The sequence below is a fragment of the Marinilabilia sp. genome (assembly GCF_016278715.1).
Taxonomy (GTDB): domain Bacteria; phylum Bacteroidota; class Bacteroidia; order Bacteroidales; family Marinilabiliaceae; genus Marinilabilia.
Map to the genome: position 1 here is coordinate 1 of NZ_JADQBH010000068.1, position 23,799 is coordinate 23,799.

General features: G+C 42.7%; 21 protein-coding genes. 13 read left to right on the top strand and 8 right to left on the bottom strand.

Annotation, left to right across the window (positions count from 1 at the left end; all coding sequences use genetic code 11):
* Positions 1-1,128: sigma 54-interacting transcriptional regulator (locus QZZ43_RS04470; RefSeq protein ID WP_291856666.1), on the top strand; the 1,128-nt coding region annotated here is incomplete at its 5' end.
* A gap of 3 nt (positions 1,129-1,131) precedes the next feature.
* Positions 1,132-1,599, top strand: a complete 468-nt coding sequence (locus tag QZZ43_RS04475; protein WP_291856667.1) for an N-acetyltransferase — start codon at positions 1,132-1,134, stop codon at positions 1,597-1,599.
* A 133-nt stretch (positions 1,600-1,732) separates the two neighbouring features.
* On the opposite strand, the gene tsaA is transcribed toward QZZ43_RS04475, so the two are convergent.
* The 4 genes from tsaA to modA form a co-directional block, all read right to left on the bottom strand.
* The gene (gene tsaA, locus QZZ43_RS04480; protein ID WP_291856668.1) at positions 1,733-2,236 is read right to left on the bottom strand and encodes a tRNA (N6-threonylcarbamoyladenosine(37)-N6)-methyltransferase TrmO; all 504 of its coding nucleotides are present in this window, start codon (positions 2,234-2,236) and stop codon (positions 1,733-1,735) included.
* Between the two features lie 40 nt (positions 2,237-2,276).
* On the bottom strand, positions 2,277-3,377 hold the full coding sequence (modC, locus tag QZZ43_RS04485; RefSeq protein WP_291856669.1) for a molybdenum ABC transporter ATP-binding protein: 1,101 nt from the start codon (positions 3,375-3,377) through the stop codon (positions 2,277-2,279).
* Positions 3,378-3,391: 14 nt separating this feature from the next.
* Positions 3,392-4,048 carry a molybdate ABC transporter permease subunit gene (gene modB, locus QZZ43_RS04490; protein WP_291856670.1) on the bottom strand — a complete coding sequence of 219 codons (657 nt, stop codon included), beginning with the start codon at positions 4,046-4,048 and terminating at the stop codon, positions 3,392-3,394.
* Positions 4,049-4,164: 116 nt separating this feature from the next.
* Complete coding sequence (gene modA / locus QZZ43_RS04495; protein WP_291856671.1) at positions 4,165-4,965, bottom strand: molybdate ABC transporter substrate-binding protein; 801 nt, start codon at positions 4,963-4,965, stop codon at positions 4,165-4,167.
* 510 nt (positions 4,966-5,475) lie between these two features.
* On the opposite strand from modA, the gene QZZ43_RS04500 reads away from it, so the two are divergent.
* From QZZ43_RS04500 to QZZ43_RS04525, 6 genes are all read left to right on the top strand, one after another.
* Entirely contained in the window at positions 5,476-8,508 is a 3,033-nt protein-coding gene (locus QZZ43_RS04500) for a tetratricopeptide repeat protein (protein ID WP_291856672.1), read from the top strand.
* Between the two features lie 11 nt (positions 8,509-8,519).
* Positions 8,520-10,307, top strand: a complete 1,788-nt coding sequence (locus tag QZZ43_RS04505; RefSeq protein WP_291856673.1) for a TonB-dependent receptor — start codon at positions 8,520-8,522, stop codon at positions 10,305-10,307.
* Between the two features lie 195 nt (positions 10,308-10,502).
* Positions 10,503-12,395, top strand: coding sequence for a biosynthetic arginine decarboxylase (gene speA, locus QZZ43_RS04510; protein WP_291856674.1), 1,893 nt, complete (start codon positions 10,503-10,505; stop codon positions 12,393-12,395).
* Positions 12,396-12,620: 225 nt separating this feature from the next.
* Entirely contained in the window at positions 12,621-14,414 is a 1,794-nt protein-coding gene (argS, locus tag QZZ43_RS04515; RefSeq protein WP_291856676.1) for an arginine--tRNA ligase, read from the top strand.
* 313 nt (positions 14,415-14,727) lie between these two features.
* Positions 14,728-15,705: an ATP-binding cassette domain-containing protein gene (locus QZZ43_RS04520; RefSeq protein ID WP_291856678.1), complete on the top strand. Its 978-nt coding sequence runs from the start codon at positions 14,728-14,730 to the stop codon at positions 15,703-15,705.
* 44 nt (positions 15,706-15,749) lie between these two features.
* The gene (locus QZZ43_RS04525) at positions 15,750-16,601 is read left to right on the top strand and encodes an ABC transporter permease (RefSeq protein WP_291856681.1); all 852 of its coding nucleotides are present in this window, start codon (positions 15,750-15,752) and stop codon (positions 16,599-16,601) included.
* Positions 16,602-16,671: 70 nt separating this feature from the next.
* Here the strand turns inward: QZZ43_RS04525 and QZZ43_RS04530 are convergent, their stop codons facing one another.
* The 4 genes from QZZ43_RS04530 to trxA all read right to left on the bottom strand — a co-directional run bounded on the left by QZZ43_RS04530 (position 16,672) and on the right by trxA (position 18,612).
* The gene (locus QZZ43_RS04530) at positions 16,672-17,175 is read right to left on the bottom strand and encodes a hypothetical protein (RefSeq protein ID WP_291856683.1); all 504 of its coding nucleotides are present in this window, start codon (positions 17,173-17,175) and stop codon (positions 16,672-16,674) included.
* A 571-nt stretch (positions 17,176-17,746) separates the two neighbouring features.
* Positions 17,747-18,013, bottom strand: a complete 267-nt coding sequence (locus QZZ43_RS04535) for a thioredoxin domain-containing protein (RefSeq protein WP_291856699.1) — start codon at positions 18,011-18,013, stop codon at positions 17,747-17,749.
* Positions 18,007-18,210: a hypothetical protein gene (locus tag QZZ43_RS04540; protein ID WP_291856685.1), complete on the bottom strand. Its 204-nt coding sequence runs from the start codon at positions 18,208-18,210 to the stop codon at positions 18,007-18,009. Before QZZ43_RS04540 ends, QZZ43_RS04535 begins: the two co-directional genes overlap by 7 nt.
* A 42-nt stretch (positions 18,211-18,252) precedes the next feature.
* Positions 18,253-18,612, bottom strand: coding sequence for a thioredoxin (trxA, locus tag QZZ43_RS04545; protein WP_291856687.1), 360 nt, complete (start codon positions 18,610-18,612; stop codon positions 18,253-18,255).
* A gap of 456 nt (positions 18,613-19,068) precedes the next feature.
* Between trxA and QZZ43_RS04550 the strand changes: the two genes are divergently transcribed.
* The 5 genes from QZZ43_RS04550 to QZZ43_RS04570 all read left to right on the top strand — a co-directional run bounded on the left by QZZ43_RS04550 (position 19,069) and on the right by QZZ43_RS04570 (position 23,508).
* On the top strand, positions 19,069-20,469 hold the full coding sequence (locus QZZ43_RS04550) for an HD domain-containing protein (protein WP_291856689.1): 1,401 nt from the start codon (positions 19,069-19,071) through the stop codon (positions 20,467-20,469).
* 98 nt (positions 20,470-20,567) lie between these two features.
* A complete protein-coding gene (locus QZZ43_RS04555) occupies positions 20,568-20,873 on the top strand; it encodes a nucleotidyltransferase domain-containing protein (protein WP_291856691.1) in 306 nt (101 codons plus the stop codon).
* Between the two features lie 17 nt (positions 20,874-20,890).
* Positions 20,891-21,376 carry a hypothetical protein gene (locus QZZ43_RS04560; protein WP_291856693.1) on the top strand — a complete coding sequence of 162 codons (486 nt, stop codon included), beginning with the start codon at positions 20,891-20,893 and terminating at the stop codon, positions 21,374-21,376.
* A 66-nt stretch (positions 21,377-21,442) separates the two neighbouring features.
* Complete coding sequence (locus tag QZZ43_RS04565) at positions 21,443-21,964, top strand: TrmH family RNA methyltransferase (RefSeq protein WP_291856695.1); 522 nt, start codon at positions 21,443-21,445, stop codon at positions 21,962-21,964.
* Positions 21,965-22,068: 104 nt separating this feature from the next.
* Positions 22,069-23,508 (top strand): monomeric [FeFe] hydrogenase, encoded by a 1,440-nt coding sequence (locus tag QZZ43_RS04570; protein WP_291856697.1) that lies wholly within the window; start codon positions 22,069-22,071, stop codon positions 23,506-23,508.
* Positions 23,509-23,799: the final 291 nt, after the last annotated feature.

Below are 23,799 nucleotides of genomic sequence, written 5' to 3' on the forward strand. Positions count from 1 at the left end.
CGAAAATACAATCCCAACATCTCTTATGATGAGGATATAAGACTGATGTCGGTTGTGGGCTCACTTGTTGCATCTGCTGCTCATTATCAGCAGGAGAAGCTTGAAGAACTTGAATTGTTACGCCAACGGAACCGTGACCTTCGAAGTCAGCTCGATAGCGATCTTAGGCCCAGGGGAATGGTGGGGAGTTCCGGTAAAATGCGCGATGTTTACGGATTGATATCCATGGTTGCGCCCACGTCAAGTACGGTGCTTATCCGGGGCGAAAGTGGTAGTGGAAAGGAGTTAATTGCCGAATCGATACATACAGGCAGTCAGCGGGAGAAAGGACCGATGATTAAAGTGAACTGTTCTGCGCTGCCTGACTCGTTGATTGAAAGTGAGCTTTTCGGTCACGAAAAAGGAGCCTTTACTGGTGCCGAGCAACGGCGTATTGGCCGCTTTGAACTGGCTCATAAGGGAACCATCTTTCTGGATGAGATTGGGGATTTACCCCAGGCCACCCAGGTAAAGATTCTTCGTATTCTACAGGAACGTGAATTTGAAAGGTTGGGAGGCACAGAAACGATTCATGTGGATGTCCGTGTCATTACAGCGACCAATAGAAATTTGGAGGAGTTGATTGAACGCGAAGAATTCAGGGAAGACCTCTTTTATCGCATCAATGTATTTCCTTTGTTTCTTCCTCCTTTGCGCGACCGCCGGGAGGATATTCCTCTTTTGGTGGATCATTTTATTGAAAAATTTAATAAACGCAACCATGCAGCCATCAAGCGGATTACCACCACGGCCTTGAATATGTTGATGGTCTATTCGTGGCCGGGCAACATCCGGGAGTTGGAGAACTGTATTGAACGGGCATGTATTCTCTGTCGCGATGGGGTTATTCACAGTTATCAGTTGCCACCCACTCTGCAAACAGCCGACAGCACCAATACCCGTACTGGAGGTGGTTTGATGGATAGTGTGGAACGCATCGAAAAGCAACTGATAATTGAAGCATTGACCTCTACTGGTGGAAACATTACCAAATCTTCCGTGCAGTTAAAAGTTACGGAGCGGATGCTTGGTACGCGCATTAAAAAATATGGTATTGATGTGTGGCGCTTTAAGAAATTGAACGGTTAAGTTATGCATATTCAAAGGGTAGATTTTTCCAAACCGGAGCATCAGAAGGCTTTTGAAGCGTTGCAAAATGCTTATATGCTTGATGATATGGGAATGCAGAAGCCTTTACTACCTGCTCAGGCCCGAAAAGTGATTGAAGATTTATGCCAGCATCCTTCTTATTTAGGATTCATGGTAAAAAATGAGGACGGGTATCTGGCATTGGCCAATTGTTTTGTAAATTACTCCACTTTTGCAGCCCGCCGGCTGATTAATATTCATGATTTTGTGGTTCATCCAGAGCATCGGCGGAAAGGCGCCGGCCTTTTTTTACTCTCCGGTATTGCGGAGTTTGCTGAAGAAAACGGGTTTTGTCGAATTAATCTGGAAGTAAGGGAAGACAATCATAAGGCCATGCACCTTTACCGAAAATTCGGATTTCAGGAATGTACTCCAAAAATGTTCTTCTGGGAGAAACGAATTTCTATGTAGTGTCTGCAAGTAAAATACGGATTTTTCAGTCTTTGATAAAAAGCGTCAAATACGATACATTCGTTTTCTTTAATCGTAAATGAGTATTTTGGCGGCAAGCGTAACGACGCAAGTGGTACTTTATGGACAGAAACTAAATAAACCTTGAGTCAGAACGGGTTCTCATTACCAAATCATCATTCTTTTTATCAAGCCAGCCACTTACCGCATGTGGCCGGTTGTCGAACTGACGCATGAAGGGTTTGATGTCTAAGAGCGGCGTTTCATCCAGCATGTCGGCCCCTTCAAAAAATATTTTGTTTTCCTCCACTTTTACCAGTCGCACTGTTGAAATGCCGATGGGAGAGGGGCGCTTTGGAGAGCGAGTGGAAAAAATGCCATGCTCTCTGTCGTCCATAAATGGCTTTACTATAAGCTGGTATCCCTGTACTTTGTGGAGATGATAGATCAGCATTATATTGGAGAAGCCATCTAAATCTTTCAACCCTTCTGAAAATTCAGGAAAAACCTCTGCCACTCCTCTGATGTTACCTGCTCCGGAGGGTTGGATGGGCATGCCCTGGAGAGAATCATGGGGGGTTGTAATGGTTCCGATTATGCTTAGGTTTAAGGTTCGTTGTGGTTCAATATGATTCATAATTAGTAAGATAATATAAGTTTAGTATAATGTTTAATATTTACACGGGCATCGCGTCCAGTGACAAAGTTTTAAACAGACAATATACAGGGCTATCTTTTTTCAGGGCCAGCTCTTGTCCGGCTGCCCTACTCACTTCTGCTATCAGTGGAAACCCGCAGTCAACGAGACAAAGCATCCGGGGCCCCTCTTCAAGAGTCTCTGTTATCCGGCCTTTTATCTGGTTTCGGAAGGAGGTTCCTTCCATTCGGGTCTTTGCCAGTATGATGTGATCGGGTCTTAGGAAAATCTTCATCTTGCTCCCTGTTTTATAGCTGTTTTTTTGTGGTTCAAATAGCACATTTACTTTTTCTCCGTTGCCAAAGCCATTTAGAGTAATCATCCCATCGTCTGTGTTTACAGACTTGATTTTCAATGTAACAGAGTTTAGTGCGTTGTTAACGGGAATTAGTTTGAATAACAATCGGTTTTGCAATAACACTTCATAATCATCATGAGCGACCACTACTCCTTTGCTAATCAGGCATAGGCGATTAGTTAACTTAATGATGTCGGGGAGATCATGGCTGACAATTAGTACAGGGATGTTTAAAAAACCGGCTACTTTGGAGATATACGGAATTATCTGTTGTCTCAATGATTGATCCAGTGCGCTGAAGGGCTCATCCAGTAAAAGAATTTCTGGTGATGCCAGTAATGCCCTGCCCAGAGCAACTCTTTGTCGCTCACCACCGGAAAGATGCCCGGGGTATTTTTCAATCAGATGAGCTATGTTGAGTGTTGATATTACTAGTTCCAGCTGTTTTGAAGTATGATGGGTTTTTTGAAATGAGTTTCCGTAAAGTAAATTTTTTCTGACTGAAAGATGAGGAAACAACCTGCCTTCCTGAAAAACATATCCTACCCGTCGCTTGTGTGATGGAATATTCTCTTTTTTTTCGGAAGAAAACAGCATTTTGCTGTTGCATTGAATAAATCCTTTATGGGGAGTCTCAAATCCACTGATACATTGCAACAGGGTTGTTTTTCCCGAACCGCTGGGACCAAAAATGCCGGTAATCCCGGGTTCGAAGGTCTCATTAATGGTTAAAGAAAAACCGGGATGGCTAAATGATATGTTAATTTTTAGTTTGTTTTGCATAGTCAGGGAATTGATTAGTTTCTGCGGTAAACATAATAGGAACCAATTATTGCCACAAAAGAGATGATTATCGATACAGTTACAAGTAAAAATGTTTCCCGCTCCTGGCCCGGCACCTGCATCCTTGCATAAATGGCTAATGGTAATGTTCGTGTTTCTCCGGCAATATTCCCGGCAAAAGTTATGGTAGCTCCAAATTCTCCCAGACTTCGGGCAAATCCCAGAACAAATCCTCCAAGAATGCCGGGTCGGGCCAAAGGAAGGGTAATGAAGAAGAATGTTTTTACCGGGGATGCTCCCAGAGATCTGGAGGCTTCCTCCAGTCCAGGATCAACCATTTGCATCGCAACTTTCACCGACCGGATTATTAGCGGAAACGATACTACCGTAGAGGCAATTACTGCTGCGCCAAAAGAAAATGCAATACGAATTCCCATGCACTCGAACAGCCATCTACCCACTAACCCATTGGCACCAAAGAATAGTAAGAGTAAATAGCCGGTGGTGACTGGAGGTAATACCATGGGTAAGTGCAAAAAGGCCTCAACAAATGCTTTCCCTTTGAATTTTTTTCTGGCAAGGAGGTAGCCCGAAATTATTGCAACAGGTAAAGCAATTATGGAGGTCAGCACCGCCACTTTTATCGAAAGACATATTGCCTGATATTCCATTGTCTGTGAATTAGTTAAATCTCCTTTTTTTGGAGGGCTTTTTTCAGTGATTAATTGCTTCAATTCCTGTATAATGTGAAAAACATAACTGAACCCGGTTTCTGATAGATAATCAGCTACCGGGGAGGAGCTTTTTCCACTATGGTAAAGCCATATCCGGCCCAAACTTTTTTTGATTGCTCACTAGTAAAATAATCGAGAACTTTTTTTGCTGTATTCTTTTTCTGCGATGATTTTAAAACCGCCGCATGATAATTTATTGGCTGATGAGTTGAATCCGGGAAAATTGCCACAATGTTTACCCGGGTCGACCTGACAGCATCTGTTTTATATACAATTCCAAAATTTGCCTCTCCCAACTCGACAATCATTAATGCTGACCGAACATCTTTGGCGGGTAATATCCGGTCCGATAGTGAATGATATATTTTTAATGAATGAAGTGCCTCCACGGCATATTTTCCTGCCGGGACGTGGGTCGGGTCCCCGATCGACAGCCGGGAATCAAGCAACGATGCAAGGTTGATTAATTTAAACGGCTTTTGAAGATTTTTGTCCTTGGGAGCTATCAATACGAGTTTATTTTGGGCCGGTATGCATCGTGATTCCGGAATGGTAAACCCTTTTTCATCAACATAATCCATCCATCGCTTACTGGCAGAAATATAAATATCGCATGGGATTTGCTCAGTTATTTGCCTGGCCAGCGTGCCTGATGAGGAAAGATTAAGTTTCAGTTCAACCCCAAGATCCTTCTCAGCGCTGTCAGCCAGCACGGTTATTACATCAGTGAGGCTTGCTGCCACCAATAAGGTCAACTTTTCAGTCTTGCCGGGTGCTTGCCTCTGTTGTGACTTGTTGCAACTGTGAAGAAGTATCAGCAATGTTACGATTATTAAATAATTAAGGTGTTTCATACATGTGTTGTAAGCTGATATATAAAGGGTTTATTTACTTTAGAGTCCGGGAGCATGGAATGTGCCACGAATGGGGTGGCGACTTAATGTTCTGACAAACAGAAGGAAAGAGGAAGTCGCTAATTTGTTTTTTCTACATTTTTGTAGAATTTAAGGGAGGAACCATTCAAAAATGTTGGAGAGGAGAAACTTCCGGCATGGTTTTTATTTATAAAGTTGAGTCCCTGCAATACTTCGTGGAATATTTAAAAACAGTTGATAATCAACCCATTACAAAAACCAGGCGAATGGGATACAACTCACTCATAATAAAAACTTTGCGTCATTGAGTCTCTGTGTTTAAGCTTTTTTTAACGGACTATTGGTTCCTGAAAATTGGTGAATTAATAAGACTAATGTCTTCAGGCAAAAACAAATGAGAAAACTATCTGGATATACACCAAATTTTCTCTATTTTCGTTGTTTAAAACAATACTATAGTCAGGTTAGAACAATATTCCTTGAGATATCATGATAAAACGCTACATCTTTTCGGTTTTAATTTTATTTTTTGCAGTTGTCTCTTTTTCGTCGGGACAGGAATCCTACGACAGTCAGCAACCGGAACAGCTTTTTGATGAGGCCCTGGAGCAATTCAGAAATGAGCGCTATGGCCTTGCCCGCTCCATGTTCGAGAATTTGGAGCAGAAATTTGCTCCCGGTCAGAGCAATTTGAAGGCTGAGTCTGCATATTATGCTGCAATGTCGGCCTCTTTGTTGGAAAATGAGGATGCCGAAGATATGTTGAAGGCCTTTTTGGTTGATTTCCCCGAGAGCGGAATGCGTCCTTATGTATATAAGCGTTTGGGCGATATGGAATATGAGGAAGGCAGGTATCGACAGGCTGGTCGTCACTACCAGTATGTGGATGCCCGGAAACTGAACCGGGAAGCGCGAATCGAATTCAGATTCAAATCCGGATATTGTCATTTTATGGAAAGGGAGATTGAGCAGGCTCTTTCAGCATTTTCCGAAATCAGAAATGTGGACTCCGAATGGTGGGGGGCAGCCAATTACTATTATGCTCACATACAGTATGAACAGGGGAATTATAAGTCGGCCTTAACGATATTTGAAAAACTGAAAGACGAACCCGGTTTTGGTGCCGAGGTACCTTTTTATATTACGCAAATTTATTATCTGCAGGAAGAATACAGCAAAGCCATCGATTATGGTATGCCATTGGTTGAAGAAGCCCGTGGCACCCGAAAAGGAGATATGGCTCAGGCGGTGGGGAATGCGTATTATGCCCTCCAGAATTACGGTAAGGCCGCTGAATATCTCAGTCTGGCAGTGGAACTGGTTAATGAACCTCCCCGTCAGGATTATTACCATTTGGGGATGAGCTATTATCATCTGAAGCAGTATGAAGATGCCGCAGAAGCCTTGTCGCAGGTAACAGGCAAAAAGGATGAGATGGCTCAGAATGCATTTTTTCATCTGGGAGATTGTCACCTGAAACTGAATGATAAAAAACGAGCCCGGGTGGCCTTTGGAGCTGCTTCAGAATCGGAGTTTGATGCATCAATAACCGAGGAGGCTATGTTCAACTATATTAAGTTGAATTATGAACTTTCATTTTCGCCATTTAATGAGATAATCGACAGTTTTACCGGTTTTATCGATCGTTTTCCGGAAAGCCGGTATGTCGATGAGGCGTGGCAATATCTGGGGCAGGCATTGCTGACCAGCCGAAACTACAAACAGGCATTGGAAGCCCTGGAGCAGGTCAAAAACAAAACTGCTGACAACTACAAGGCGCTTCAGCGAATTGCCTATCACAGGGGACTGGAATTGTTTAATAATCTGAGGTTCGATCAGGCTATTGATATGTTGCAATACAGTCTTCAATACGGCGAGTATGATCGCGACCTGAAAGTAAAGGCACGGTACTGGCTGGGCGAAGCATATTATCGTCAGGGCAGATACAATAAGGCCATCGAGAATTTTGATATTTTCATTCGCACCCCTGGTTCTTATGGAATTGACGAATTTAAAACGGCACATTATAATATTGGCTATGCCTGGTTTAAGCAGAAAAATTTTGACCAGGCCGCTTCCTGGTTTCGGAAATATGAAAACCTGATGGGAGACCGGCAAAGTCCTATGTTAGGAGATGCCTTGAATAGAATTGGGGATGCTTTTTTTATGAAGCGTGACTTCTCGAGAGCCATTGATTACTACGAAAGAGCAACCAATGTGCCCGGAGCAAGTGCCGACTATGCAATGTATCAGAAGGCATTTGCCATGGGGATTGATAAAGATCATCAGGGTAAAATACGACAACTTGAAGAATTGGTGGATCGGTTTCCTAATTCCTCGTTTGTAGATGATGCCTATTACGAAATGGGCCGTTCGTATGTAGCAATAAACGATCTCAACTCAGCTATTCGAATGTACAAAACTATTAAGGAGCAGTATCCGCGAAGCAATTTCTCCAAAAAAGCGATGCTGCAACTGGGATTGGTTTACTACAACAACAATGATTTGGACCAGTCGATGGCTTTCTACAAACGGGTAGTCAATGAGTTTCCGGGAACACCGGAGGCCGAAGATGCCCTGCTGGGAATCAGAAATGTTTATCTCGACAGGAATGATGCCAATGGTTTTATTGCATACACCCGTCAGGTTGGCGGATTTGCCAGTATTGATGAGCGCCAGGAAGATTCCCTGTCGTATGTGACGGCTGAAAAGCTATATATGCAGGATAAGTGTCTGCAGGCGATCAACCAGTTTGAATCTTATATCAGAAAATATCCTAACGGACGTTTTGCTGTGAATGCTCATTTTTACAAAGCCGACTGTCAGTATCGAAATGAGGATTATGAAAATGCCCGGCAGTCTTTTGAATTTGTCGCGTCCCGGCCCGGAAATATATTTATTGAGGATGCTCTGATTGGAGTTGCGCGTATTAGTTATCATCAGAAGCGTTACGAGGATGCTCTGGGATACTATGAGCGTCTGGAAATGGAAGCCGAAAAGGAGGAGAGTCGGCGCGAAGCACTGATAGGCCAGATGCGTTGCCTTGGGAAACTTGGTGATCGCCCGGGGTATGTTACCCGTTTGGCCGAACGGGTGCTTGCCGATGCCAAAACTTCACCGGAGATAATCAGGGAAGCCCGTTATCTTAAAGCGAATGCTCACATAGAATTGAATGAGAAGGATTTGGCGCTGGAGGAATTTCAGAAATTAAAAGTCAATCCAAGTTCTCCCGAAGGAGCCGAAGCCCGTTTCAGGGTGGCCAATATTTTGTTCGAACGAAATAATATCGATAAAGCTGAAGAAGAGATTTTTGACTTTGTGAATGTAGGGACTCCTCATCAGTATTGGATTGCCCGTTGTTTCCTTTTGCTGGCCGATATTTATGAGAAACGTGGTGAACTGTTTCAGGCTCGTCAGTACATCGAAAGTTTGCTTGAAAATTACCAGGAAACGGATGATGATATTCGCCAACGTGCCAATAAACGATTGAAAGAACTGGAAAAGGCACAAGCAGAGTCATAAATAGCGCAACAATGATTAATACCAGGAATATTAGCAAAGAACTTATGAAGACCATCAATATTTTTACCCTGTTTACAATATTCTTTACAGCTGTTGGTGTCAGTGCCCAGGAGCCGCTAAGCAAGGACGTCCGCGTAGTTCGGGAATTTGATCCAACGGTTTCGGATGCCATGAAAATAAACCAGATGCCGGATAGGGAAGATACGCTGGAAATAAACCCACAGTTTAACTACCGGGTGGTGGGGCAGCCACTCGCCGGAAGCCCCAAGGTGGAACCTATGAGTGCAGCCCGACTGGCACGGCAGCACAAGGGAGAGTTGTATCCGTCGTATGTTCGCGGTGGTCTGGGAAATTATGAAACCCTGTTTGGAGAAATTTTTTACAATATTACCCGCAACGAGAAATTTGCATTTGCACTTTCCCTGGGACAGGAATTTTCATGGGGGAATATTGAACTGGAAGATGGTGCATCATCGGAGGCTCCACTTCACCGAACCAACGGAGGAATCTATTTGCGTCATTTTTTCGATGATAAAACGCTTGAATTCGATATGGATTTTAACCGAAGGGCGTATGAGTACTATGGATATCAAACCATTTCCACAACCGATGAAAATCCGGAGTTTTATGATAATGGAGAGGGCAGCTTAGTCCCAGGTGACGCTTTAATCCCTGACAGAAAACAACGACAAACTGCTTTTGATTTGCATGTCGGTCTTTTGGGGCAACAATCTGATGTGGACGATACCCGCTATCATATGGGATTTGATTATGGGGCTTTTGATAATTATACCGGAGTTGGAGAGAATCGTTTCTCTCTTTCAGGTGATTTAAAATTACCTTTGGGTGCTGCAGGTATGCACCTGGATGGAGGAGTTAGCTTCAACAAAGTGAATGCACCTAAAGGTGAGAATGAGATGCAGTTCCTCTGGACCTTTGAGGAGAGGGAACAGATATTCCTGACATTAAACCCGAAAATGGTTATTCCCGGGGATAAACTGAGTGTGGAGATAGGGGTGAATGCGACCGGAGAATTCTCAGGTACCGAAGATTTTTATCTGTCTCCTCATGTGAAAGGAGATTTGGTGATAGCCGAGGGAATTGTGTCCACGTTTCTTGGGATGACCGGCGAAGTGCGACCCGGATACTATCGTGATATGATGGCAGAAAATCCCTTCTTGTCACCCGATGTACTCGTGGAGACAGCCCATTCCAATATCCGGGGTTTTGCCGGAGTGAAAGGGAATTTCAGCAGTGCTACATCTTTCACCGCACGTCTGGATTATGAGTTTATCGAAAATGAGCATTTTTACGAGAATCGGTTTTTTCAGGAAAATGGCACCACCAACTACGGCATGAGTAATCTGTTTACTGTGAGTTATGATGATGTTTCTTTGCTCACTTTAAGCGGGGAGTTACTTGTAAGGCCTGTTCGCCAACTCGATATTATACTTAAAGGTGCTTACTTTGGCTGGGAACTTGATGTGTTGGAGCATGCCTGGCACAAACCCGAGATGGAAATTGGCCTTAGGGCCGGATATCAGTTTAGTGAAGAACTGAGACTGGATGCAGCTTTTAATCTGTTGGGAGAACGAAAGGCACGTGACCTGAACGCTATTGACGGAGTTAAGATGCTAAAATCGGTAGCTGATTTTAATTTGGGGGGGAATTATCAATTAAATAGAAGATTGCATTTTTTTGGCAGAATTCAGAATATATTTGCAGCCAAATATTATCAATGGTCGGGTTACCCCATGCAGGGGATTAACTTCAGGTTGGGAGCCGGCTATTCGTTTTAATTTAACAGGAGCTTATGATTTTGTATTATAAAATTGCAGTTGACTGATGAGGAGGAGCTTAATTTTTGGGAATGCAATTATTTTGCTGATAGTGTTAAAATATAGAAGTTCAGGGTTCTCTGGCTTCTAGCCGCTAACGTGCTAGAATCCAATGGTCTAAATTTATTAACAATAAAACACAATACCGCTGTAGAAATGAGAAAATGGCGTACCGAAGATTCTGTTGAACTGTATAACATCAGTGGCTGGGGAATTAACTATTTTTCTGTGAATGAAAAAGGAAATGTAGTCGTAACTCCTCAGGGGAATGGTGTTGAAGTTGATTTAAAGGAGCTGGTGGATGAGCTGACCCTCCGGGATGTGGAGGCTCCTATGTTGCTCAGGTTTCCTGATATTCTGGACAGTCGAATTGAAACAATGCAGAATTGCTTTAGTAAGGCCCGAAGTGAATATGAGTTTAAGGGACAGAACTTTATTATTTACCCCATCAAGGTAAATCAGATGCGCCCGGTTGTGGAAGAGATTGTGGGGCATGGAAAGAAGGTAAACATCGGTCTGGAAGCCGGTTCCAAGCCTGAGTTGCATGCTGTGATTGCCACCAATACCGAAAGTGATTCTCTGATTGTTTGTAATGGATACAAAGATGAAGCCTACATAGAGCTGGCTTTGCTGGCTCAGAAAATGGGGCGAAGGATTTTTCTGGTGGTTGAGAAGCTGCATGAACTTCGATTGATCATTCGCATTGCGCGGCAGTTGAAGGTAAAGCCCAATATTGGTATCAGAATAAAGCTGGCAAGTACCGGCAGTGGAAAATGGGAGGATTCAGGAGGCGATGTGAGCAAGTTTGGCCTTACATCAAGCGAGCTCATTGAAGCACTTGATTATCTGGAAGAACAAAAAATGAAGGATTGTCTTCGTCTGGTACACTTCCATATTGGCAGTCAGGTAAATAAAATACGACGAATCAAGAGTGCTTTGAAAGAAGCTGCCCAATTCTATGTGGAGCTTTTCAAACTAGGGTTTAGTGTGGAATTTGTGGATATCGGTGGAGGCCTCGGGGTCGATTACGACGGAACCCGCTCGGCCAACAGCGAGAGTAGTATTAATTATAGTATTCAGGAATACGTGAACGATGCTGTTTACACAATGGTTGAAGCCAGTGATCGTCATGAAATACCACATCCTAATATAATAACTGAGTCGGGACGTTCTTTGACTGCCCATCATTCGGTGTTGATTTTTGAAGCTCTGGAATCGACCTCTGTTCCTCAATGGGATGAAGATGAGGAAATTCAGGAAGATGACCATGATTTGGTTCGGGATCTTTATGCTCTTTGGGATACATTGAACCAACCACGTATGCTCGAGACCTGGCACGATGCCCAGCAAATCAGGGAAGAAGCACTTGACCGGTTTAGCTTCGGACTCATCGATCTGCGAACCCGGGCTCAGGTAGAGCGTCTTTTCTGGTCAATTGCCCGTGAAGTGCTTGATATGACATCTAAACTGAAGCACGTCCCCGAAGAATTGTCGAATCTTCGCAAATTGTTGGCCGATAAGTATTTTTGCAATTTTTCTCTGTTTCAGTCACTGCCCGACAGTTGGGCTATCGACCAGATTTTTCCTGTAATGCCCATCCACAGGCTGAATGAAAAACCGGAACGCGAAGCTACTATTCAGGATGCCACCTGCGATTCGGACGGGAAGATTGATAACTTTATATCCACACGGAATTTTTCTTATTATCTGCCTGTGCATAAGTTGAAGAAAGATGAGTCGTATTACATTGGTGTATTCCTGGTGGGAGCCTATCAGGAAATACTGGGCGACATGCACAACCTCTTTGGAGATACCAACGCGGTTCATGTTTCGGTTCGTGAAGACGGCTATAAAATCGACCAGATAATTGATGGCGAAACCGTGGCCGAAGTGTTGGAATACGTCCAATACAGTCCCAAAAAGATGGTGCGCGCACTGGAAACCTGGGTGATGTCATCGGTGAAAAAGGGCGTGATCTCCGCCGAAGAAGGGAAAGAATTTTTGTCAAATTACCGCTCCGGTCTTTACGGATATACTTATTTGGAATAGAGAATAGTGCAGAGAGAATGTTGCCTGGAGCAAAGAGGAAGGCACTATGATTCATGCTCTATGCCATAAAATGGCTCACCTTTCTTTTCGTTTTGTTATCTTTGAACTTTCTTTTTAAAATAGGTGAGGCAGACAGGTTTTTCTTCTGCCTTTTTTACCTCTGCCTGACTGCTTAGGTTAAAGGGGACCAAATTAAAAACCGCAACAAATAAATCTTTCATCATAATGGGAATTGAACAGCAGATCAAAGAGGCCGTGGTTCGGGCCATCAAAGAATTGTACGGAGCCGATTTTGAAGTGAGTAATGTGCCTTTGGAATTGACCCGAAAAGACCAAAGCGGAGATTTTACCGTGGTGGTTTTTCCCTTGTTGCGCATTTCACGCAAAAAGCCTGAAGATACTGCTAATGAAATAGGGGGATTCCTTAAAAAGGAGCTTTTGTCTATCGCGTCCTATGAAGTGATTAAAGGGTTCCTGAACCTCAGCTTGTCTCATTCTTACTGGCTTCAGGTTTTGGAGCAGGTGGTTGCGGACGAAAACTACGGTTTCACAAAAGCAGATGAAAACAGTCCGCTGATGATGATTGAATATTCATCACCCAATACCAATAAACCACTTCACTTAGGTCACATTCGCAACAATCTGCTGGGATATTCTCTTTCGCGCATTGGCGCTGCTACCGGACAGCAGGTGGTGAAGACCAACATTGTGAACGATAGGGGCATTCATATCTGTAAGTCGATGCTTGCCTGGAAAAAATGGGGCGAAGGCCAAACTCCCGAATCTACCGGTAAAAAGGGCGACCATTTGGTGGGCGACTTTTATGTGAAATTTGACCAGGAGTTTAAGAAAGAATTGAATGCCTTAATGGAAAAAGGACTTTCCAAAGAGGAGGCAGAGAAAGAGTCGAAGCTCATGCAGGAGGCGCGTGAGATGTTGCTTGCCTGGGAAGCGGATGATAAAGAGGTGGTTGACCTTTGGAAGACCATGAACGATTGGGTTTACAAAGGTTTCGATGAAACCTATAAGGCTCTGGGTGTTGATTTTGATAAGATTTATTACGAATCCCAAACATATACTGTTGGCCGCGATATGGTGCTGCAGGGAATTGAAAAAGGTCTGTTTCATCGTCGTGAAGACAATAGTGTATGGGCCGATTTATCCGAAAACGGCCTGGATGAGAAGATTTTGTTGCGCTCGGACGGCACTTCGGTTTACATGACTCAGGACATTGGGACGGCCAAAATGCGTTTTGAGGATTACAAGATAAATAAGATGGTTTATGTGGTTGGAAACGAGCAGGATTATCACTTTAAAGTGCTTTCAATTCTTCTGGATCGACTCGGTTTTGAGTGGGGGAAAGATTTGGTGCATTTCAGTTACGGAATGGTGGAATTGCCCGAAGGAAAAATGAAATCGCGTGAAGGTACCGTGGTGGATGCCGACGATTTGGTGGCCGGAATGATTGATACGGCCCGTGATATGTCCAAAGAACTCGGAAAACTTGATGGTTACTCGGATGAAGAAGCTGAGCGAATTTACCGAACCATTGCTCTGGCGGCATTAAAATACTTCATTTTGAAAGTGGATCCCAGGAAAAATATGACTTTCGATCCCCGTGAATCTATAGATTTTAACGGAAATACCGGGCCGTTTATTCAGTACACCTATGCCCGGGTTCAGTCGGTTTTCCGTAAGGCAGGGGAAAAAGGTATCAATACTTCACTGAAAGTGGATGCCGGGCTGGAATTGACCGACAAGGAAGCCGGACTTCTAAAGGTAATTGGTAACTTCCCCAACATAGTGAAAGATGCAGGGGCTGTTTACAGTCCGGCTTTGATAGCCAACTATGTTTACGATCTGGCCAAAGAGTTTAACCAGTTCTATCACGAATCGCCTATTGTTTTTGAGGAAGATACTGCCAAGCGGTCACTTCGTCTGACTTTGAGCCATGCAGTTGGCCAAACCATCAAACAAGGCATGTGGCTGATGGGTATTGATGTACCCGAACGAATGTGATTCCGAATCTGCTCCCTCTTTATTGTACTGTAATTACGTAAAAGGGGAGCAGATTCTTTTTTTTTATGTGTAAGATTCTCTTCTGATTTATACTATCTGATGATTTTCCGGAGGGTTCTTTTTCGTAATTGATCCTCCTAAATAGTCTTTCCACCGATTTCTTATTGTCCGGTTATCTATTCTGATTTATCTTGCTCTTTCTTTTTTGAGATAAATTGGTGAAACGAGCATGGAGTTGTAATTTCTAAAACTCCCAAGGTCCCATGTTTTCAGGGGGTTTTCGAATTTCATGGTTAAAACAAATTTTATTCTTATGAATCGAATGGAGAATCTTAATCCTGCCATTGAGATTTCTGGTTTAACCCGGTACTTTGGTGATGTTCGGGCCGTTGATGGTATCGATTTAACGGTTGAAAGAGGTGGTGTTTATGGTATTCTTGGGCCTAACGGTGCGGGAAAAACCACCCTTATCCGAATGTTAGCCACTTTATTGCAACCTTCGGCTGGCACCGCTAAGGTTTTTGGTCATGATATTGTTTCGGAAGCCCGAACCATCAGAAAACTGGTGAGTCTTACTGGTCAGTTTGCTTCTGTGGATGAAGACCTTACCGGACGTGAGAATCTTGTCTTGCTGGGCCGCTTGTTTGGGTTTTCTGCAAGGCAGGCAAAAATCAGAGCCGGAGACCTGTTGAATGGGTTTGGATTAATTGATGCCTCCAGACGTCAGGTCAAAACCTATTCGGGAGGTATGCGCAGGAAACTTGATATTGCTGCAAGTCTGGTGGTTCGCCCGGAATTGATTTTTCTTGATGAACCGACCACCGGCCTGGATCCCCGTAGTAGAAATCAGGTGTGGGATATTGTTCGTGCCCTGGTTTCAGAGGGAACCACTGTTTTGCTTACCACACAATATCTTGATGAAGCAGACCAACTGGCCGGTAGTATTGCAGTTATTGATCATGGAAAGGTTATTGCCGAGGGCACTCCGGCCGAATTAAAACGTTCTGTGGGAACAAGCATTTTGCGTATTCATTTGAAGAATAAGGATCAGAAGGTTAAAGCAAAAGAAGTTGTTGCGCTGATGGTGAATTCAGATTTCACTGAAGATACCGATCCTTTTCGGATATCCATTCACGTGGAAGATGCAGATGAAGCTTCACATGTAATTTCAGCCCTGGTAAATGCATCGGTTGAGGTTTCAGGTTTCTCGCTTGGACAGCCGAGTCTTGATGAAGTGTTTCTTGCCTTGACAGGCCAGCCGGTAAAGACTGAATCCGGGGAGGATGAGTGAACCTGAAAGGGAATGTTTTCCGGAATATTTAAAGACTGATGGAAATGGATACATCAATAAAAAAAACCGAGTTTACTTCTGTCGGGACACCCCCAAATAGCATTAAATCTATATTATCAACAGGTACCCGTCCCACTCAAGCCAACGCATTTTCAGCATCTGTTACTTTTGGCTGGAGAGCATTGCTTAAAATTAAACATGTTCCGGAGCAATTGTTTGATGCCACTGCTTTTCCGATAATGTTTACTCTGATGTTTACCTATCTTTTGGGAGGGGCTATAGCCGGATCTACAGGTGAATATCTACAGTTTTTGCTTCCCGGAATAATGGCTCAGACAGTGGTTATGATCACTGTTTATACTGGTGTTGCAGTGAATAACGACATCCGAAAAGGAGTATTTGATCGGTTTCGATCACTGCCAATCTGGCAACCATCGGTTCTGGTTGGAGCATTGCTGGGAGATGCAGCCCGCTATACGTTGGCATCAGGTATTGTTATTTCACTGGGAATGATTCTGGGATTTCGGCCCGAAGGAGGGGCCCCCGGAGTTTTGATGGCTGTTTTGTTACTTTTGGTTTTTTCGTTCAGCCTTTCCTGGATATGGACGGCGATTGGATTTATTGCAAGGTCGCAGGAATCTTTATTTTTCCTGAGTTTTGTGGTGTTGTTTCCCCTTACATTTGCCAGTAATATTTTTGTAGATCCACAAACGATGCCTTCCTGGCTAGAAGCGTTTGTCGAAGTAAATCCTGTTACCTTTCTTGTTATGGCAATGCGTGGGTTAATGCATGGGGCACCCGAAGTGGAAGGAATTGGAATTACATTGGCTATATCTGCCGGACTGGTTGCCGTTTTTGGCCCTTTGACCATGTATCTTTTCAGGCGTAAAAAGTAAAAAGATGCCAAAACAAAACTGTTTGATCTTCTTTTATAAATGAGTTTTTGGATTGGACTTCTGTCAAATTTTATTGGTTTGCCCACAACATGATCTTGGCTAATAATGTATGCTGATGTTTGGGGATTTTGTCGGAAATGATCTTTTGTATTTGTTCCTCTTTGCTCATTGCCGGAGAATCACTTGCTGCAATCTTTTCAATTTCTGCCAATGTGGCATTATCCAGAAATTGTTTTATTATTTCTTTTATTTGCTCAGATTTGACGTTTGTGGCCGTGGCAGGAATATTTTCCTTTTGGTGCTCAGCATCCGTAAGACAAATACTTAGCAGTTCTCGTACGCTTGCTTTCACCGGATCTTCACTTCCCGCAGTGTCCCGGAGCGACCAGCTGTTGTAGTGATAATCGGTGTTTTCCAACTCTTTTACATATAAACTCTCTTCTCCAAACACTTTTTCAAGTACCAGTAAGGTGCCTTTTTTCCATGCCGACCAGTCAAAGTTTTTCAGATCAAGTCGTTTCAGTCGTTCCTCTAAGAGTGCGTAATTGGCTGATTTGTTTGGGTTTTCTTCCATTTGTGTAAGGTGTGTGGTTGAAATTGCGGCGAAAACTGTCGCTTTTCTTTCGGATATTTTTTCTGGTACTAAATTTAATAATTTATCCTGTAAAAGCAGGAAATTACATTATTTATTAGAAATGGAATATTCAATACTTCTTTGACACATTTCCGATTTGGATTAATTCTGCAGATGCTTGTCTACTTGATTCTTAAAGAGGGATGTAAACGAAAAACAACAAAATTTACTTATTTCAAAAATATGTCATTGGTAGTGAAACGAAGTAATTCTTTTCTTTAAACCTGACTATCAGACGTTAATAGGAATCCCCGATGTTTTTGTTCCCGCCCCCGAGGCGGGCAATAGCATGGTAAGTATACTGATGGTCAAAAAAGATATAAGCCGCTGCAGTGGTGATGCTTTATTTTTTTGCCACCACTACCGTGGCTTAACATATCTGGCAAGTAGAAAAAATATTTGTTTGCTTTAATTGACATTTGCTTCGTTCCACCCATTTCAACCATAAAAAAACCGGTACCTCACGGCACCGGCTTTCATTTCGACAAATAAAATCAAATCAGGAATAAAATTATTTCGATATTTTTAAAATATCGGTAATCATTTTGGTAAGCTGTTCTTTTGGAACATAGCCCAATACAGCTCTCGGCTCTTCATTCATGGGAATAAAAATAACCGTCGGCAGACTGCGAATACCAAATGCAGCCGCCAGTTCTTTCGACTTTTCAGTATCAACTTTATATACCTGCAATTTACCGTTGTATTCGCCCTGAATCTCCTCTAACAGAGGTGATAATTTACGACAGGGGCCACACCAATCGGCATAAAAATCTAATATTGCCGGTTTATCGCCTTTGTAAGCCCAGTCGCTATTGTTTTCACAATCGAAACCTGAGCGATAAAAGCAGCCTTATCCAGAGTTATAACGCTTTTGTTCGCTGTTTCGTCTCCTTCAGGCTCTGTGGCATTCGTAATTTGAATTCCGGCAAACATTAGTATTGCCGAAAAAAGAATTGTTGATACTTTCTTCCTCATGTCTGAAAATCTCCTGTTTTTCTTAATTCGAAAGTAGAAGAATTATTTCTCTACTTTCAATACATCTTTAATTGCGCGCTCAAATGTGTCTTTGGGTAAAGCCCCCTGAGCCATTTGAGGTTGTCCTTCCTTAGGAACAAACAACAGTGAAGGGATACTTTGGATACCGAACATGCCGGCAAGCTCTTGCTGAGCTTCAGTGTCAATCTTATAAATGTCTACTTTTCCGTCGTACTCTTCTGAAAGTTCTTCCAAAATGGGTGCTACCATTTTACAAGGCTGGCACCAGTCTGCATAAAAGTCGATAAGACAAGGTTTTCCACCTTCGAATTTCCAATCTTTATTGTTTTCGAAATCAAAAACTTTCTCTTTAAACGTCTCTTTTGTCAAAAATTCAACCATAATTCTTGTTGCTTTAAATATTGGTACAAAATTAATAATTATCTCGATATATTCAAAATATCTAAATCTGTAAATATATTAATACAATCCCCGTGCCAAAAAAATGAGCATCTTCAACCCTTCGTCTTATTGGGATATAAATTGTAATTTTGTCACTTTCTAAAAAAAAGAACAGTTATATCTTTATTCTCCTTTATTCATGAATTATCGTTATGAGATGTTCAAATATCAAGAAATGCAATCAACCGCAAATGAAATGGATGCAGGAAATAATGGATTATTTTCAAATCCATTTTATTGAGGACGGTTGTATTTTGCAGATAGTTGGACATCGGTAAAGATTATTTGTGAATACTGAAGGTTAAACATTCAAGGTGCTAAGATGTTTGGCTGTGTACAAATTCTTATTTATTATTTAATTAACGAAAGTCTTCCTTGGGGAGGATTTAGGGACTTATGAAGGAAAATTTACAATCACCGGTTTTCAGGAAAATATCTCAGGTCGCGGACAGAAATAATAAGGAGGCTTATGTGATAGGAGGTTTTGTAAGGGATTTATTTTTAAAACGCTCTACAACAGATATCGATGTGGTTGTAATAGGCAGCGGTATTGATCTGGCCCGAGAGGTTGCTAAAGAACTGGGAGGTTTAAAAGTCAGTGTTTTTAAGAATTTTGGCACTGCTATGTTCAAATACCGGGGCATGGACATTGAATTTGTGGGTGCCCGCAAAGAATCTTATCAGCGCGATAGTCGTAAACCCATTGTAGAAGACGGTTCCCTGGAAGACGATCAGAACCGGCGCGATTTTACCATTAATGCACTTGCTCTTTCTCTTAACGAAAAGTCTTTTGGCCGGTTGGTTGACCCTTTTGATGGAATGAAGGACCTTGAAGCAGGGATTATTCGAACTCCTCTCGATCCGATGGTTACATTTTCCGATGATCCCCTCAGGATGTTGCGGGCTATCCGGTTTGCCACACAACTGGGGTTTCATATTGATGATAATACTTATGAAGGCATCGTTTCACAAAAAGACCGACTTGAAATAATTTCTATGGAGCGGGTGGCGGAGGAGTTGAATAAGATGATGATGTCCCATCGGCCCTCACTTGGGTTTAAGTTGTTGGAAAAGACTGGTTTGTTGCCAATGATTCTGCCTGAGTTGCAGGAATTGAAAGGGGTGGATAAGGTAAAGGGAATCGGGCACAAGGACAATTTTTACCACACGCTGGAAGTCCTTGATCAATTGACACCTCATTCTGATGACCTATGGCTTCGTTGGGCTGCCTTGTTGCACGATATTGCCAAGCCACGTACCAAGCGGTTTGATCCAAAACTTGGCTGGACATTCCATGCGCACAATTTTGTAGGGATGAAGATGGTGCCCAGGATCTTTAAACGCCTCCGTCTGCCTCAAAATGAAAAGATGAAGTTTGTCCAGAAAATGGTGGAACTTCACATGCGCCCCATTGTTCTCAGCGAAGAAGAAGTAACCGACTCCGCTGTTCGGCGGTTATTGTTTGAAGCCGGTGACGATATAGACAAATTAATGACCCTTTGCGAAGCTGACATCACCTCAAAGAATGAAGTTAAGGTGCGTAAGTTCCTTCGCAATTTTAAACTGGTACGTCAGAAGCTGAAAGAGATAGAGGAAAAAGACCGCGTACGAAACTTTCAGCCTCCGGTCTCCGGCGAAGAAATTATGAAAACATTTAACCTGCCACCTTGTCAGGCAGTTGGCGAAATAAAATCCGCCATTAAAGAGGCCATCCTGGAAGGAGAGATTCACAATGATTATGAAGAAGCCCGGGCGTTTATGCTTAAGAAAGGGCAGGAGCTGGGGCTGGGGAATTAAAGTGTTCTGAGTTCTGAATTTTGTGTTTTGAGTTGCGGGTTGAGTTTTTCGTTGAGCCGTTTTTTGTATATTTGATTGCACATATTTCAAGATAAATCATGAGATTGTCAGAAAAGGAAAGGGAAAGCATAAAGCAAGCTGCAAAAGAAGTTTGGGGAGATAAAGCTACCATTTATCTTTTTGGTTCACGAACAGATAACACCAGGAGAGGTGGAGATATTGATTTATACATACAATTGTCGGAACTGAAATCCTCTCGTTTGCTAATTCATCAAAAGGCCTCATTTCTGGCCAAATTAGATTTGCTCATTGGAGAACAAAAAATAGATGTAATCATTAATACACCCGGCAATGAGGATTTGCCGATCATCAAAACAGCCCGAAATGAAGGGGTGATTTTATGAAGCACTAAACTAATGTGATGGATAACAACGAACTAAGGGATAGTATGGAAAAAGCTTTTGAGACAGGTTATTTACATCTCAAACGGATGAATTTTGCCAACTCTAAAGTAAAAAAGTTCCTCCCAATTACCCGGGATAATTATTATTTATTGGATGACGAAACCATAGGGTTTCTTGATCAATATATTTTTCGCTTTTCCAAAACACAAGACCTCATCGGATCCAGAATTTTTCCGTTAACTCTTCAGACATTGGCTGAGCCAGTGGAAGATAAGCCTTTCATCGATGTTTTAAATCGGTTGGAAAAACTAAATATCATTGATTCAGCCCAAAACTGGATAGAGTTACGAAAAATCAGGAATGATATTGCACATGAGTATCCTTCCAACTTAAATGAGCGCATCGAGGGCATTAATATATTGTTTGAAAATCTTACCACTTTCAGACAAATACTGAATCGCTGCAGTCAGGTTTTGGAAGAACATGGTTTAAAAAACTCATAACCCAAAAACAAAACCCAAAAACAAAACCCAAAACACGAAACCCGAAACACAAAACACAAAACTCTTTTGAACCAGGCTAACAAATTCTTTACTAATAAACACTACCAGCCTTTTTCTGAAGAAACGGCTCCAATTCTCATTGCCTGGCATCTCCAAACGCCCGAAAATGCAGGTCACCTTCTTCGCCTTGCTGCCAATGTGGGCTGTCGCTTGGTATTGTTTGTAAAGAATGAAGAGGAGGCCACTTTTAAAACGGCCAAAATGAAATATGTAGCAGCTCAGGCGGCAGAAAAGGTAAAGTGGAATTATTGTCTGCCAGATGAGGTGGAGCAGCTGGTGCCGTCTGACTATTCATTTATTGCTCTTGAAACTTCCCCCGGTTCTTCTAATCTATATCGTGTGAAACTCCCTGCAAAAATGGCTTTGATGGTGGGTAGTGAGCGTTCCGGAATTCCTCTCGGCGTGAATTTCCGTAATCAGCAGAATGTTCATATTCCCATGCATGGAGCGGTGAAGTCTATGAATGTTTCGCATGCTGCCAGTGTCTGTTTGTTTGAATGGGTGAGGCAGTGGGGAGAAATGCTTTAATGAGAATTAAAGAACTTTTTCTTTTTTAACAGCAATTACAGAACTTTTTCTTTATTAATATCTACTTTTGCGGCCTGATAAATCCAAAAATCCCTTTTTAGTTTATGGCCTACATCCAAAACACCATGGTGATTCGTCGTGAGATTCTTGCGCGACTCACCAGATTGATAAAAGACGATCAGCTTACCGAAAAAATTGACCGTATTCCGCTTGAAATGGCTCCCAAACAAAAAGGTGCCCAGCGTAGATGTTGTGTACACAAAGAGCGGGCAGTCATTAAATATAAATCCATGCCTTTGCTGGGGTTTAGTCCCGATGATGAACAGGATGAATTAACCCCCCTTTCTGAATATGCCAATACGGCACTTAATCGGGAGAAACCAAGTAACAACAGTATTCTCACTGTGGTTGATGAAGCCTGTACCAGTTGCGTAAAAGTCAATTATGTAGTGAGTAACTTATGTCGCGGTTGTGTGGCCCGTTCCTGCCAGATGAACTGTCCAAAAGACACTATTATAATAAATGCGGCCGGAAAAGCCCAGATAGTGGAAGAGGATTGTATCAGTTGCGGAATCTGTCATAAGGCTTGTCCCTACCACGCCATTATTTATGTGCCGGTTCCTTGTGAAGAGGCCTGTCCTGTTGGAGCGATTAAGAAAAACGAACAAGGAGTGGAGGAGATTGATGAAGAGAAGTGCATTATGTGTGGCCGTTGCATCAATGCTTGTCCGTTTGGGTCTATTTTCGAAATATCGCAGGTAATAGATGTGCTTAATCACATTAAAAAAGGCGGACAACTCACTGCTATGGTGGCTCCCGCTTTGCATGGTCAGTACGGTGTGAAACCCGGACAGGTAATTAATGCCATCAAAGAGGTTGGGTTTAACCATATTGCTGAAGTGGCAGAGGGAGCTGCTATTACTGCGAGTGAAGAGGCTGCTGAGTTTCGTGCACGACAGGAAGAGGGGTGTTCATTGATGACAACCTCCTGTTGCCCCAGCTATGTGGAGGCAGTAAATAAACACATTCCGGCAATGAAAAAGCTGGTGAGTGAAACCCCATCTCCTATGATTTTCTCCGCCCGACTTGCCAAAGAACGTTTTCCTGAGTCAAAGACAGTTTTCATTGGCCCCTGCGTGGCTAAGCGAAAAGAGGCCAAAGATTCAGGAGTGGTGGATTTTGTCCTTACTTTTGAAGAGCTGGATGCCATTTTTGAGGGCATGGGTATTGATGTAAGAAAAATGCCCGAAGAGGCCGAACTGGTGAATGTTTCCCGCGAAGCCCGGAGCTTTGCCAGGAGTAATGGTGTAACTAATGCGGTAAAAAAAGCAGGCGAGGATGTATTTATAAAAGAGATAGTGATAAACGGGCTGGACAAAAAATCGCTGAATATGTTGAAAGCCTATGCCCGTGGAAAAGCACCGGGAAACTTCATCGAAGTAATGGCCTGCGAAGGTGGCTGCTTGTCAGGACCCTGCTCCATTGCTGACGACCGCAAGGGGAAGAAACAGTTTGAAGAGTCTATGGGGTTTTTGTATACTTAATCGTGCTAATTGACTTGTCATTAACGATATAGCCCTGCTTGAATATTGTCGAGCGTAGCAATAATCATGTTAATAAGTTCTTTGCTTACTTTCTTGCATCAAGGCAAGAATAGGAGCGTAGCGGAAATCATGAACGCCAAAAGAGATTATATCGTGAACTAAAGAAAGTGAGGGTCTGAGGGATGAAATTCCTAATTCTAAGAAATAAAGTATGTGAACCTTGAGTTCATAAAAATTTACACTACTGTCCGACAAAAAAAGCGTTTAACTTTTTGCGCTCAAGCCGCGCGG